Here is a 13,579-nt window from a genome sequence, read left to right as displayed (position 1 = left end):
GTCGTCCTGGCCCCGGCTGCTGCGGCGTGCCGGGGCCCGCCGGGCGGGTCGGTGTGTTTCCGATATGTCACACTAACCCACTGTTGGGGGGACGTCACCGGCGGTCACGGACGGTGCACCGGCGCCAGGCGTACGGCCGGGGTCCGGGGGCCGGTCAGATCTCGTAGACCGCGCCCGCCTTCGCCAGCTCCACCGGCCCGCCGAAGGCGGTCTGCGCGTCACGGAGGTTGACCGACGGGTTGGTCCACGGCGGGATGTGGGTGAGCACCAGGCGCCCCGCGCCCGCGCTCTCGGCGATCTGCCCGGCCTGGAGCCCGTTGAGGTGCAGGTCGGGGATGTCCTCCTTGCCGTGCGTGAAGGACGCCTCGCACAGGAACAGGTCGGCGCCCTCGGCCAGGCCGCTGAGCGCCTCGCAGGGCCCGGTGTCGCCGGAGTAGGCGAGGCTGCGGCCGTCCGCCTCGATCCGGAAGCCGTACGCCTCCACCGGGTGGCTGACCGCGTCCGTGGTGACCTGGAACGGGCCGAGCCGGAAGGCGCCGGGCTCCAGGGTGCGGAAGTCGAAGACCTCGCTCATGCACTTCTCGTCCGGCACGTCGCCGTAGGCGATGTTCAACCGCCGCTCGGTGCCGGCCGGGCCGTAGACGGGGATCGCCGAGACCGGGCCGCCCTCGTGCCGGTAGTAGCGGGCCACGAAGTAGCCGCACATGTCGATGCAGTGGTCGGCGTGCAGGTGGCTGAGGAGCACCGCGTCCAGGTCGTACAGGCCGCAGTGGCGCTGGAGTTCGCCCAGGGCCCCGTTGCCCATGTCGAGCAGCAGCCGGAAGCCGTCCGCTTCGAGCAGGTAGCTCGAACAGGCCGAGTCCGCGGACGGGAACGAGCCCGAGCAGCCGACGACGGTGAGGTTCATCGCGGGGTCCACCTCCGAGGGCGCGGCGCTCGCCCCGATTCCGGCTCCTAGGGTGGCGGACTCCCGCCACGTTCTAGGAAGGGTAAAGCGGGCCGCTGCGCAGCGCGCTCTTACGGGCACCGGTTGTGGGCGGAATCACCAGTCCGGGTCACCCCGAACCCCGCTGCGAACGCGACCCGCCCCCGACCGTGCGGCCGGGGGCGGGTCGTCCGTGGTAGGCGGTGTCCGGTCGGTCGTCCCGCGCGGGGGCGCCGCCGGGCCAAGTGCCGTTCGCCGCAGGCGCCTTACGCCCAGAGCTGGCCGTGCAGCGCGGCGACCGCCTCTTCGGTGGAGGCGGCGGTGTAGATGCCGGTGGACAGGTACTTCCAGCCGCCGTCGGCGACCACGAAGACGATGTCCGCCCGCTCGCCGGAGTTCTCCGCCTTGCGGGCCACGCCAAGCGCCGCGTGCAGCGCGGCACCGGTGGAGACCCCGGCGAAGATGCCTTCCTCGGACAGCAGTTCGCGGGTGCGGCGCACCGCGTCCTGCGAGCCGACCGAGTAGCGGGTGGAGAGCACCGACTCGTCGTACAGCTCGGGGACGAAGCCCTCGTCGAGGTTGCGCAGGCCGTAGACGACGTCGTCGTACCGCGGCTCGGCGGCCACGATGGTGACGCCGGGCACCTTCTCCCGCAGGTAGCGGCCGACGCCCATCAGGGTGCCGGTGGTGCCCAGGCCCGCCACGAAGTGCGTGATGGTGGGCAGGTCGGCGAGGATCTCCGGGCCGGTGGTGGCGTAGTGGGCGCCGGGGTTGGCCGCGTTGCCGTACTGGTAGAGCATCACCCAGTCCGGGTGCTCGGCGGCGAGTTCCTTCGCCACCCGCACCGCGGTGTTGGAACCCCCGGCCGCGGGCGAGGAGATGATCTCCGCGCCCCACATCGCCAGCAGTTCGCGCCGCTCGGACGAGGTGTTCTCGGGCATCACGCAGACGATGCGGTAGCCCTTGAGGCGGGCGGCCATCGCCAGCGAGATGCCGGTGTTGCCGGAGGTCGGCTCCAGGATGGTGCAGCCGGGGGTGAGCACGCCCTCGGCCTCGGCCCGCTCGATCATGTGCAGCGCGGGCCGGTCCTTGACCGAGCCGGTCGGGTTGCGGTCCTCCAGCTTCGCCCAGACGCTCACCCGGTCCGAGGGCGACAGCCGGGGCAGCCGCACCAGCGGGGTGTTGCCGACCGCGGCCAGCGGGCTGTCGTACCGCATCAGCGGTGGCCGGACGGGGCGGTGGCGGCGGTCGAGCCGCCGGCGACGGCGGGCAGGATCGTCACGCTGTCGCCGTCGGCGACCTCGGTGGCGATGCCCTTGAGGAAGCGGACGTCCTCGTCGTTGAGGTACACGTTCACGAAGCGGCGCAGTTCGCCGTTGTCGACGACGCGGTCGCGCAGCCCGGCGTGGCGGGAGTCGAGGTCGGTGAACAGCTCGTCGAGCGTGGTCCCGGCACCCTCGACGGCCTTCTGGCCGTCGGTGTACGTGCGCAGGATGGTCGGGATGCGGACCTCGATGGCCATGACGGTGCTCCTGTGGATGCGGACGAAGCGGGGTGGGTGACGCCGGTCTGGAGCCGGGGTGGTGCGGTGCGGGCCGTGCGGTTTTCTGCCGGACCACGGGGGCCGGGCCACGGCGGGCGGCGGGTCGCCTCGGCGGAGGGCGTACGTGGCTACCGACACGCCGCGGCGGTGCGGCGGCACAGGTCGACGTGCAGCCGCGCCACGAGCAGCGCGCCGGGTGCGGTGCCGCTCATGAGTCGCTCACACCATGGACAACCATGCGGTCATCGTATCGATTCCCGCCCGGCGCCCGGCGAGCCCGTCCCAGCATCCGGAAGGTCAGGGCGCGGATGGCACCACTTCGACCGGTTCTTCGGTGACCTGGCCGTCCAGGATGCGGAACGAGCGGAACTGGAACTCCTCCGCGGTGGAGACCAGGACGTAGTGCGCGCCGGGCTCGTTGGCGTAGCTGATGTCGGTCCGGGAGGGGTACGCCTCGGTCGCGGTGTGCGAGTGGTAGACGATCACGGGCTCCTCGTCGCGGTCGTCCATGTCGCGGTAGAGCCGGAGCAGGTCGGTGGAGTCGAACTCGTAGAACGTCGGCGAGCGGGCCGCGTTCAGCATCGGCACGAACCGCTCGGGGCGGCCGCTGCCCGCCGGGCCCGCCACGATCCCGCACGCCTCGTCGGGGTGGTCGGCGCGGGCGTGGGCGACGATCGCGTCGTACAGGTCCTGGGTGATGGTGAGCATGCGGGAAAAGTAACAGGGGCCGCCGCGGCGGCTACACGGCCGGGGTGCCGGGCAGTCCGCCGGCCTCGCCGACCGCCGGGTCCGGGGCGCCCGGCCCGGGGCCGTCCGCGCCGGGGGCGCCCGGCGGCAGGTGCGGGCGGCGGGCGAACGCCGCCGGGTCGCGCCGGCGCAGCACCCGGTAGCCGGCGCCGAGCAGCGCCGCCCACAGCGGCACCCCGTACAGCGACACCCGGGCGTCGGTGTCGATGCCGATCAGCACCAGGACGAGGGCGAGGAAGGCCAGCGCGCACCAGCTGGCGGCCGCTCCCCCGGGTGCGGTGAACCAGGCGGGTGCGGCCCGCCCGGCGCGTACGGCGGCGCGGTAGCGGATGTGCGCGAGGAGGATCACCGCCCAGGTCCACACCGCGGCCACGGTGGCGAAGGCGGTGATGTAGGTGAACGCCCCGTCCGGGTCGACGTAGTTGACCCATACGCCGACGCCCATCACGCCCACCGAGGCGAGGGTGCCGGCGGCCGGGGTGCGGCGGGCGGTGAGCCGGTCGAAGGCGCGCGGGCCCTGCCCGTTGGCGGCGAGGTCGCGCAGCATGCGGCCGGTGGAGTACATCCCGGAGTTGCAGGACGACAGGGCGGCGGTGAGCACCACGAAGTTGACCACCCCGGCGCCGAAGGGGATGCCGATCTCCGCGAAGGCGGCCACGAAGGGGCTGACGCCGGGCTGGAAGCGGGTCCAGGGCACCACGCACAGGATCACCGCGAGCGCGCCGACGTAGAACAGCGCGATCCGCCACGGCAGCGTGTTGATCGCCTTGGGCAGGGTGCGGCGCGGTTCGCGGGCCTCGCCCGCGGTGACGCCGACGAGTTCGACGGCGAGGTAGGCGAACATCACCATCTGCAAGGTCAGCAGCGACCGGCCGACGCCGTGGGGGAAGAAGCCGCCGTCCCGCCACAGGTGACCGACGGACGCGGTGTGCCCGGCTGCCGACACTCCGAGGGTGAGCACGCCGACGCCGATCAGGATCATCCCGAGGATCGCGGTCACCTTCACCGTGGACAGCCAGAACTCGATCTCGCCGAAGAGGCCCACCGAGACCAGGTTGACGCCGGCCAGCAGCAGCAGGAACACCAGCGCGGCGCTCCACTGCGGCACCCCCGGCCACCAGTAGGCGGTGTAGGTGGCCGCGGCGGTGACCTCGGCCATGCCGGTGACGACCCACATCAGCCAGTAGGTCCAGCCGGTGGCGTAGCCGGTGAAGGGGCCGAGGAACTCCCGGGCGTAGTCGGCGAAGGAGCCGGAGACCGGACGGTAGGTGAGCAGTTCGCCCAGGGCGCGCATGATGCAGAAGACGACCGCGCCGGCGACGGCGTACATCAGCAGCAGGCCGGGGCCGGCCCGGTGGATCGCGGTGCCGGCGCCGAGGAACAGGCCGGTGCCGATGGCGCCGCCGATCGCGATCATCTGGACCTGCCGGCTGCCCAGGCCCCGGGCGTAGCCCTCGGTGTCCGCGGGCTCGCCGGGCCCGGGCCGCACACACGTTTCGTCCGCCATGCGCGGATGTGTACCCCGTGGCGGGCGCCGCGGCCCGGTCGGCGGGGCAGCCGGGCCGCAGGCCACCGTAAAGGCCGAAGAACGCGCCGCCCGGGTTGCGCGGAAGCCTGGGGCGGGGGTGCGCCGCGCGAGGCGCCGTCAGTGCCCTCAGTACATATCAGTGCATCAGTGCATCAGCGTCTCGACCAGGCTCTCCTGGAGCCCGCCGAGCCACAGGTAGGCCATGACCAGCGGCTTGCGGGGGTCGCTGTCGGGCAGGTGGTACAGCTCGCTGCCCTCGTCCTCGCTGACGCCGAGCCGGGTGCCCAGGGTCAGCCGCAGGTCGTTGAGGGTGCCCAGCCACTGCCGGGACTCGTCGCCGGTCAGCTTCAGCACCGGTCCGCCCGCATCCAGGCCCCGGATCACCGCCAGCGCGTCGTCGCGCTTGCGGGCCCGCAGGTCGTTCTCGGTGAAGCGGCGGAACTCCGAGGCGTCGGCGGTCTCCTCGTAGGCGTCCGGGAAGAGCCGGGCCAGCGCGGGGTCGTCCGGGGGCTTGGTGGGGCCCTCGGCGAAGAGCCGCGCGAGCGGGTCGTCGTCGGCGCCGTCCGGCTGCTCGCCCGGGCCGACCAGTTCCAGCAGCTGCACGGTCAGGCTGCGCAGGATCGAGATCTCCACCTCGTCCAGCGCGATGGCCGCCCCGCCGCCGCGGACCGGCTCGAAGTAGCCGGCGCGGGCCCGTCGGCGCGCCATCAGCGGTCCTGGGACAGCGTCGCCCACAGACCGTAGCCGTGCATCGCCTGCACGTCCCGCTCCATCTCCTCGCGGGTGCCGCTGGAGACCACGGCCCGCCCCTTGTAGTGGACGTCCTTCATCAGCTTGGTGGCCTTGCTCTTCGAGTACCCGAAGTACGTCTGGAACACGTACGTCACGTAGCTCATGAGGTTGACGGGGTCGTTGTGCACGAGCGTCACCCACGGAACGTCCGGTTCGGGGACCACGGAAGGGGCCCCGCTCGACTCGGGACGCTCGATCTCAACAGGCGCGACACTCACAGGTTCCATGCTGCCGCCCCGGGGGGCCGTCGCACAAATGGGCGTGTGAGAGGGCCCACAGAGCGAGATCTCGTCAGTTTGACGAAATGAGGGGTAGCATCATCGCCATGAGCACAGCAGACCTGGCACTGCCGGTGGACGTGCCGTCCACCGCGCTGTTCACCGACCGGTACGAGTTCACGATGCTTCAGGCGGCGCTCAAGAGCGGCGCCGCGCACCGCCGTTCGGTCTTCGAGGCGTTCACCCGGCGGCTGCCGGAGGGGCGGCGCTACGGCGTCGTGGCCGGCACCGGCCGCGTCCTGGACGCGGTGGAGAACTTCCGGTTCGACGCTCCCGTGCTGGAGTTCCTCGAACGGGAGCGAGTGGTGGACGCCGCGACGCTGAAGTGGCTCGCGGACTACCGCTTCACCGGCGACATCTGGGGCTACCCCGAGGGCGAGGTGTACTTCCCCGGCTCGCCGATCCTGCGGGTGGAGGGCAGCTTCGCCGAGGCGGTGCTGCTGGAGACGGTGGTCCTGTCGATCCTCAACCACGACTCGGCGATCGCCGCGGCCGCCTCCCGGATGGCGGTGGCGGCCGGCGGCCGGCCGCTGATGGAGATGGGCGCGCGGCGCACCCACGAACTGGCCGCGGTCGCCGCCGCGCGGGCCGCCTACGTCGGCGGGTTCCGCTCCTCCTCCAACCTCGCCGCCGGCTTCCGCTACGGGCTGCCCACCATCGGCACCAGCGCGCACGCCTTCACCCTGCTGCACGACAGCGAGCGGGACGCCTTCACCGCGCAGGTCGAGTCGCTCGGCCGCGGCACCACGCTGCTGGTGGACACCTACGACCTGACCGAGGCGGTGCGCACCGCCGTGGAGGTGGCCGGGCCGGAGCTGGGCGCGGTCCGGATCGACTCCGGCGACCTGCTGCTGCTCGCCCACCGGGTGCGGCAGCAGCTGGACGACCTCGGGGCGCGGGAGACGAAGATCGTGGTCACCTCCGACCTGGACGAGTACGCGATCGCGTCGCTGGCCGCGGCGCCGGTCGACGCCTACGGGGTCGGCACGTCGCTGGTCACCGGCAGCGGGCACCCCACCTGCGCGATGGTCTACAAGCTGGTCGCCCGCGCGTCCGTGCCCGGCGAGGCGGACGCGCCGCTCACCCCGGTCGCCAAGCGGGCGCTGGGCGGGAAGACCAGCGTGGGCGGCCGCAAGTGGGCCGCGCGGCGGCTGGACGCCGACGGTGTCGCCGAGGCCGAGGTGGTGGGCAGCGGCGAGATCCCCGCGGACCTGGTGGAGCGGCAGCTGCTGGTGCCGCTGGTGCGCGGCGGCGAGGTGGTCGGGCGCGAGCCGCTGGACGCCGCGCGCACCCGACACATCGCCGCGCGGGCGGGGCTGCCGCTGTCGGCGACCCAGCTCTCGCGTGGCGAGCCGGTGCTCCCCACGGAGACCATGTAGGCCGGTCCCGGCCGCCCGCGGGAAGAGGCGGCCCGCGCCCCCTCTTCCCGTGGGAGGGGCTCAGTCCCTACGCTCGGCACCGGCGAACCGGAAAGCACTCGGAGACAGACATGCACCGCGCACTGATCATCGTGGACGTGCAGAACGACTTCTGCGAAGGCGGCAGCCTCGCGGTGCCGGGGGGCGCGGACGTGGCCGCCGCGGTCACCGACCTGATCGGGCAGTCCGCCGGGGTGTACCGGCACGTCGTGGCGACCCGCGACCACCATGTGGACCCGGGCGACCACTTCTCGGACGAGCCGGACTACGTGTCGTCCTGGCCGCCGCACTGCGTCGCGGGCACCGAGGGGGTCGGGTTCCACCCGAACTTCACGCCCGCGGTGGCCTCGGGCGCGGTGGACGCGGTCTTCGACAAAGGCGCCTACTCGGCGGCGTACAGCGGTTTCGAGGGCAGGGACGAGAACGGCGCCGGGCTGGCCGCGTGGCTGCGCGAGCGGGAGGTCGACGAGGTGGACGTGGTGGGGATCGCCACCGACCACTGCGTGCGCGCCACCGCGCTGGACGCGGCCCGGGAGGGCTTCACCACCCGGGTGCTGCTGGACCTGACCGCGGGGGTGGCGCCGGAGACCACCCGGCAGGCGCTGGTGCAGCTGCGGGCGGCCGGGGTGGAGCTGCACGGAGAGGTCGCGGCCGCGGGCGGAGCGTGACCCCAGGCCACAGGCCCCTTGCCCCTTGCCCGGGTCCCGCGCAAGGGAACCCGCCGGCTACGCGTGGTGGCTGAGCCGCTTCAGCGTGGAGATCGGGTACCAGGGGTCCGTGCCCAGGGCCCCGTACTCCCGCCAGACCAGGCCGTCGGGGTGGTGCAGCACCGCGGAGACCTCGTCGGGGGTGGGCGGCTCGGCGTTGCCGGTCAGCCGCGCGCCGCGGAACCCGAGGTTGCTCAGCCGGGTCAGGGCACGCTGGCGGTTCACCGCGTGCACCACCACCCGTACGGCCAGCTCGGGGCACGCCGGGTGCGGCAGGGCGAGCGCCACCACGACCGTGCCGCCCGGGAGCTTGATGAAACCGCCGACCGCCATGAGCACATCTTCTGCGCATCGGCCGCCGCCCACCAGGGGACGGCGGCCGTACGTCGCGTCACCGCAGGTCAGCGCGGTGAGTGTGACCGATGTTACCGATGTGACGGGCTCACCTGGACCGTCATGGTGCTCCCGTCGAGGGCCTGGCCGGTGATCGTCAGCCGGGTGCCGGTGTCGGGGACCTTGACGCTGCCGTACGGGTTGCTCGCGTACCAGTACGTTCCGTAGCGGTCGTCGAAGACCGGGGCCCCGGGCTTGGCGGCGATGCGCTTGGCGACGCCGTCGTCATGGAGGGTGAACCCGGCCGACGGGTACCAGCTGAACGGCGAGTCGTACGCCTGGACCCGGTTGCGGATGACGGTGCCGTCGGTGAAGGTCTCCGGCTTGGCGTGCGCGTCCACCGGCAGGATCTCGCCGCTGCCGGGGTGGGCGCCGACGTTGTTGTCCTGCTGCGAGGTGTCCCACAGCCACACCAGCAGCCCGGTCTGGTACGGGTAGTGCTCCACCCAGTCCGGCCGGGTGCTGGTCCAGCCGAAGTTGTACGGGCCGGTCTTCAGCGTGGTGTCGTACGAGGTGTACTGCCGGTTCTCGGCGATGTAGTACTCCGGGTAGTCCTTGCTGAAGGAGGCGCCGATCCGGGAGAAGCCGTCGGCACTCCAGCCGTTGTCGTCGGTCTCGGCGCCGTCGGTGAGCAGCGCCTTGCCGTCGGCGGTGACGCCGATCGCGTCGGCCGCGAAGCCCTGCTGGGCCACGCCGCCGTCGGTGGCGTAGCGGAAGCGCAGCTGGATCTGCCGGCCGGCGTAGGCGTCCAGCGGGAAGGACAGGTCCTCGTAGGCGCCGGAGGTGCCGGTCAGGGCCGGGCGGTCGCTGCCGTCGCGGGGCAGCGCCTTGCCGTTCGCGGTGCCCTCCAGCGCGGTCCAGTTCGCGCCGCCGTCGGTGGAGACCTCGGTGTAGAGGAAGTCGTAGTTCTGCTCGATGTCCCACCAGCCCTTGAGGTCCAGGGCGGCGGTGGTGGCGCCGGTGAGGTCCACGGTGCGGGTCAGGGTGTTGGACAGGTCGTCGCCCATGCCGCTCCACCACTGCTTGTCGCCCTCGGCGGGCGTGGTGACGGTGGTGGTGACGGACTTGTCGGGCAGCTGCACCACCAGCGCCTGTTTGTCCTTGGTGTTGTACTCGGCGACGCCCAGCTTGGTGGTGGAGCGGGTCGCGGCCTTGGCGGTGCCGTAGTTCAGCCAGCCGAGCTGGAGCTTGTCCCAGGCGTTCATGTCGTCGGGCAGGTCGCCGATGGCGTTCTGGCCGGTGCCCATCCAGGAGCCGGAGGACATCAGCGTCCAGAACGCGGTGCTGTTCTCGCCGACGTAGGAGGTGTCGTACTCGTCGGGCAGGCCGAGGTCGTGGCCGTACTCGTGGGCGAAGACGCCCAGGCCCCCGTTCTCCGGCTGGAGGGTGTAGTCGCCGACCCAGATGCCGGTGTCGCCGATCTCGGTGCCGCCGGCCTTGTCGCCCTCGGGCCCGGTCTTCCCCGCGTCGCTGCCGTAGGCGTACCAGCGGTGCGCCCACAGCGCGTCGGTGCCCTGGGCGCCGCCGCCGGCCGACTGGTCCTCACCGGCGTGCACGATCTGGAAGTGGTCGATGTAGCCGTCCGGCTCGTTGAAGTCGCCGTCGCCGTCGTAGTCGTAGCGGTCCCACTGGTCGTACTGCGCCAGGTCCGCCTTGATCTGCGCGGCGGTGCGGCCCTGCGCCTGCTGGTCGGCGACGTAGGCGGTGGTGGCGTCGCGGATCAGGTCCCAGGCGCTGGAGCAGATGGTGGAGCCGCACCAGTCGGAGCCGTAACGGGCCTCGTTGTAGGGGACCTTGACCCAGTCCGAGACCTCGCCGTCGACCGAGTAGCGGCCCGAGGACTGCTTCTCGTAGTACTTCGCCAGCGACTCGGTGTCCTTGGCGTGGGAGAAGTACAGGTCCTGGAAGTGCTGCTGGTCGTAGTCGGCCTGCCAGGCGGTGCTGTTGTCCTGCGAACGGTCCGGCTGGGCAATGGTGTTGTGGGCCGGGCCGGGGTCGCCGCCGTACTTGGCCACGGGCGGCTCGGGTCCGTCCGGGCCGTCGGGGTCGTAGGTCGTGGTGTCGTCGACCTGGTCGCCGAACTCCACCAGGATGGTGAAGATCTTGTCGGTCTTCTCCCGGCCCAGCTCGACGTACTTGCTCTGCTTGCCCTTGCCGTGGCCGAGTTGGACCACCTGGGAGCCGTCGCGCTGCTGGACGGTGGCGTCGCCGGAGACGACCTGCTGGAGGGCCGCGGAGTGCTCGGCGGCCTGCTGCTTGCTGAACGGGCCCGGCAGGTTGTGCGGTTCGGCCTGCGCCGGGTCGTGCTCGGCGGCGGCGGATGTGGTGCCGGCGCTGCCGGAGCCCGCGGACGCCGCCGCCGCGCCGGTGGCGGCGGCCGGGACCGCGAGCACGGCTATCGCGGCTGCCAGGGCGGCTCTTTGGCTGATCCAGTGCTGTCTTTTCAAGATCCTTGACCTCCCCTTGGGAAAGGCCATTGCACCGGAGCGACGAGCGAAAAGACAGATCTTGACTTGCGCATGACGTGCTGGTTAGCTGGGCCGCTTCCCGGTGACCGCGATCCGCCGACCGGACGCGAGCGGCCCCAACGGGCCTGCGTCGCACAGGCGTTGAGGTATCGGTCACACGTGCGACCCCGTGCGCCCCCCGTGCTCCGCACCGCGGGTGAGGCAACGCTTACCCGGGGACGGGTCTGGGCATTTCGAACCGTAGAGTCACGCCCGTCAGCAGGCCCCCGCATCTCGACGCACCCCCTTGAGGACGGTTCCCTCATGCCACGCCCCACGCACGCGCAAGTCGCCTACGGTGCCGGCACCGTGGTCCTGTTCACCTTCGCGGTCCTGCTGCTGACGGGGGCGTCCTCCACCGGGGCGGTGATCGGGTTCGCCGCGCTCGGGCTGCTGCTCGGGGTGGTGGTCGCGGCCGCGCTGCGGCCCGCCGGGGACAGTGCCGCCGAACAGCCGGCGCGCGCGGCGGCCCCGGCGCCGGCCCGGGAGCACTCCCTGCGCTGAGCCGCGGCGCCCGGCGCCCCGGCCTCCCGCACTACGGCGTGGCCTGGACCACGACGGTCTTGGCGGCCTTGTCGTGGATGCCCTGCTTGTAGGGGCGGTCGATGACGATCGTCGCGCCGATGACGAGGAACCAGACGCAGGAGCAGCAGAAGGCGGGCAGCCACAGGATGGCCGCGCGGATCGCGGCGGCGTAGGAGTCGGGGACCCGGCCGTTGTCCAGCATGGCCGCGCGCATCCCGAGCAGGCGCTTGCCGACGGTCTGCCCGGTCGCGCGGGTCATCAGGAACTCGTAGAGGAAGCCGATGCCCGCGGTGAAGATCCCGCCGACCGCGGAGCGGCCCGCGGTGAAGTGGCTGCCCTGCGCCCCGACGGACGCCCAGTCCAGGAGGTAGGAGGGGATCAGCACGATGATGATGTCGATGATCCGCGCCAGCAGCCGCCGGCCGGCCTCCGCGAGCGGCGGCATCCCCGCCAGCGGGTCGGGGCCGCCCGGGCCGCCGCCGTAGGGCTGCTGACCGTACGGGTTCTGGTCGTACGGGCTCTGCCCGCCCGGGCCCCCGCCGTACGGGTTGCCGGGCGGCGGCTGGTCCGGCGGGGGCTGCTGCCCGCCTGACGGTTTGTCGTACGGTGAGCCGCCGCCGGGCTGATCGCTACTCATGCCCCGAGTCAAGCCCGGGTGCCGCTCCCCCGCCCGCGGGCCGCAGCCGATCGGAGTACGGCGGAGCTAGCCGCGGGCGACGAACGTACGGGCCGCCTTGTCGTGCCAGCACTGCTTCCAGGGGCGGTCGAAGAGGCACCAGGCCACGCCGACCACGCCGACCGCCAGCAGGTTCAGCACGGTGCGCAGCAGCCAGCGGCGCGTGCTGAGGCCGAAGCCGGGCGGCAGTTGCGCCTCGATGTCCAGCACCCGCAGCCCGACCAGGCGCTTGCCCAGCGTACGGCCCCACCTCGCGGTCGGCAGCACCTCCAGCAGCACGCCGGCGACGAGGAACGTGGCCAGTACGGCGCCGAGTTGGGCGCCCGTGGTGCTGTCGATCAGCCAGACCCGGACGGTCTCCCCGGTCAGCCGGGCCTGGTCCACCTTGTCCTTGGCGTGGTGGTAGGCCGCGGTGCCCAGCGGCACGGCGGCGATCGCGGTCACCGCGCCGAGCACCACGGCGTCGACCAGCCGGGCCAGGAACCGGCGGACCAGCCCGCCGGGCCGGTCGGGGGCCCGGGACGCCCCGAACGGGTCGTCCACCGGCGGCCGCCACGGCACCACCCCGCCCTCGCCCCGGGCCAGGTCCTGCACCTGCGCGGCCCACGGGGCGGACGCCTGCGCGGCGGACTCGGGAACGGGTGCGGGCGCGGCCGGAGCAGGAGCAGGGGCCGGAGCCGGTGCGGGCACCAGGGGCGACAGCGGCGGGGACTGCTGGGCCGGTGCCGGGAAGGGCGCGGGGGCCGGCGGCTGCGGCGCCGGCAGGGGCTCCTGGACGGCCGGGGACTGCGGGGAACCCCAGGAGATCGGGGGCAGCCCGGCACCGGCACCGGAGTGCGGGGCCGGCCAGGACGGCGCCTGCTCCTGGGCGAGATGGGTCCGTGGGTCGGGCACCGGCCGCTGCGGGGCGGGCGCCGCCACGGGGCCGACCCCGGTCTCGCTCCACCGCTCGGCGGTAGGCGCGGCCGGGTCCTCGTCGAGGAACATCGGGCCGGACTCGTCGAGCGCGGGCGGACCGGGCGCGGCGGGCGCGGGCGCCGGGGCCGGTACGGGGGCGGGGGCCGGCGCGGGCACGGGCGCCGGGGACCCGCCGGGCAGCGCCCCGTCCACCGGCGCGGGGCGGCTGGTGCCCGGCACCCACGCGGAGCCGTTCCAGTACCGGATGTAGTGCGGGATCGACGGGTCCGGGTAGTACCCGGGCACAGGAGCGCCGGACCCACCCGGGGACGCGGACGGCTGGGGGGATGCCGACGAACCCGAGGAGCCAGAGGTGGGTGCGCTCATGGTCACAGTTCCGTATCTGCTCGACCGCGGGGTGGTGTCACGTCCACATCTACCAGAATGACCGGCCCTGCGGGTCCACGCTGGCGCGCACCCCGCTCCACGACGTCTCGTTGACATGTCATTACCCCGGTGCGCCGCCGTCCGCTCCGGGTTCGAGAAATCTGAAGCGAATCGGGGAAACCCGCGTAATGGTTGGAGAGGTACGCGCTCTCTTCCAGGTGCAGGCCCCGTCGCGACACCCGCACCCGGGGCCACC

Annotated in this window: 14 protein-coding genes; 3 read left to right on the top strand and 11 right to left on the bottom strand. The window is 73.0% G+C overall.

Annotated elements, in window-relative coordinates; all coding sequences use genetic code 11:
* Nucleotides 1-154 precede the first annotated feature (154 nt).
* The 7 genes from WA788_RS15810 to clpS all read right to left on the bottom strand — a co-directional run bounded on the left by WA788_RS15810 (nucleotide 155) and on the right by clpS (nucleotide 5,762).
* Nucleotides 155-907: an MBL fold metallo-hydrolase gene (locus WA788_RS15810; protein ID WP_335977778.1), complete on the bottom strand. Its 753-nt coding sequence runs from the start codon at nucleotides 905-907 to the stop codon at nucleotides 155-157.
* Between the two features lie 284 nt (nucleotides 908-1,191).
* Nucleotides 1,192-2,142: a PLP-dependent cysteine synthase family protein gene (locus WA788_RS15805; protein WP_335977776.1), complete on the bottom strand. Its 951-nt coding sequence runs from the start codon at nucleotides 2,140-2,142 to the stop codon at nucleotides 1,192-1,194.
* Complete coding sequence (locus tag WA788_RS15800; RefSeq protein WP_335977774.1) at nucleotides 2,142-2,447, bottom strand: MoaD/ThiS family protein; 306 nt, start codon at nucleotides 2,445-2,447, stop codon at nucleotides 2,142-2,144. Before WA788_RS15800 ends, WA788_RS15805 begins: the two co-directional genes overlap by 1 nt.
* A gap of 318 nt (nucleotides 2,448-2,765) precedes the next feature.
* On the bottom strand, nucleotides 2,766-3,176 hold the full coding sequence (locus WA788_RS15795) for a M67 family metallopeptidase (RefSeq protein WP_335977772.1): 411 nt from the start codon (nucleotides 3,174-3,176) through the stop codon (nucleotides 2,766-2,768).
* 31 nt (nucleotides 3,177-3,207) lie between these two features.
* Nucleotides 3,208-4,722, bottom strand: a complete 1,515-nt coding sequence (locus WA788_RS15790) for an amino acid permease (protein WP_335977770.1) — start codon at nucleotides 4,720-4,722, stop codon at nucleotides 3,208-3,210.
* Between the two features lie 165 nt (nucleotides 4,723-4,887).
* Entirely contained in the window at nucleotides 4,888-5,451 is a 564-nt protein-coding gene (locus WA788_RS15785; RefSeq protein WP_335977769.1) for a DUF2017 domain-containing protein, read from the bottom strand.
* Nucleotides 5,451-5,762 (bottom strand): ATP-dependent Clp protease adapter ClpS, encoded by a 312-nt coding sequence (gene clpS, locus WA788_RS15780; RefSeq protein WP_335977767.1) that lies wholly within the window; start codon nucleotides 5,760-5,762, stop codon nucleotides 5,451-5,453. The genes WA788_RS15785 and clpS overlap by 1 nt, the downstream gene beginning before the upstream one ends.
* A 98-nt stretch (nucleotides 5,763-5,860) precedes the next feature.
* Between clpS and WA788_RS15775 the strand changes: the two genes are divergently transcribed.
* Together WA788_RS15775 and WA788_RS15770 are read left to right on the top strand one after the other, a co-directional pair.
* Nucleotides 5,861-7,192, top strand: a complete 1,332-nt coding sequence (locus WA788_RS15775) for a nicotinate phosphoribosyltransferase (protein WP_335977765.1) — start codon at nucleotides 5,861-5,863, stop codon at nucleotides 7,190-7,192.
* Nucleotides 7,193-7,302: 110 nt separating this feature from the next.
* Entirely contained in the window at nucleotides 7,303-7,899 is a 597-nt protein-coding gene (locus WA788_RS15770; RefSeq protein ID WP_335977763.1) for an isochorismatase family protein, read from the top strand.
* Nucleotides 7,900-7,956: 57 nt separating this feature from the next.
* Here WA788_RS15770 and WA788_RS15765 read toward each other — a convergent pair whose 3' ends face one another.
* Together WA788_RS15765 and WA788_RS15760 are read right to left on the bottom strand one after the other, a co-directional pair.
* Entirely contained in the window at nucleotides 7,957-8,271 is a 315-nt protein-coding gene (locus WA788_RS15765) for a hypothetical protein (protein WP_335977761.1), read from the bottom strand.
* A 92-nt stretch (nucleotides 8,272-8,363) separates the two neighbouring features.
* Nucleotides 8,364-10,808, bottom strand: coding sequence for an immune inhibitor A domain-containing protein (locus WA788_RS15760; protein ID WP_443034042.1), 2,445 nt, complete (start codon nucleotides 10,806-10,808; stop codon nucleotides 8,364-8,366).
* 294 nt (nucleotides 10,809-11,102) lie between these two features.
* Between WA788_RS15760 and WA788_RS15755 the strand changes: the two genes are divergently transcribed.
* Nucleotides 11,103-11,342: a hypothetical protein gene (locus tag WA788_RS15755; RefSeq protein ID WP_335977759.1), complete on the top strand. Its 240-nt coding sequence runs from the start codon at nucleotides 11,103-11,105 to the stop codon at nucleotides 11,340-11,342.
* Nucleotides 11,343-11,373: 31 nt separating this feature from the next.
* Here WA788_RS15755 and WA788_RS15750 read toward each other — a convergent pair whose 3' ends face one another.
* Nucleotides 11,374-12,000, bottom strand: a complete 627-nt coding sequence (locus WA788_RS15750; RefSeq protein ID WP_335977758.1) for an RDD family protein — start codon at nucleotides 11,998-12,000, stop codon at nucleotides 11,374-11,376.
* A gap of 66 nt (nucleotides 12,001-12,066) precedes the next feature.
* The gene (locus WA788_RS15745; RefSeq protein WP_335977757.1) at nucleotides 12,067-13,323 is read right to left on the bottom strand and encodes an RDD family protein; all 1,257 of its coding nucleotides are present in this window, start codon (nucleotides 13,321-13,323) and stop codon (nucleotides 12,067-12,069) included.
* Nucleotides 13,324-13,579: the final 256 nt, after the last annotated feature.

The organism is Streptomyces sp. CA2R106 (assembly GCF_037034245.1).
Classification (GTDB): Bacteria; Actinomycetota; Actinomycetes; order Streptomycetales; family Streptomycetaceae; genus Actinacidiphila.
This window is presented reverse-complemented; position numbering and strand designations above follow the sequence as displayed.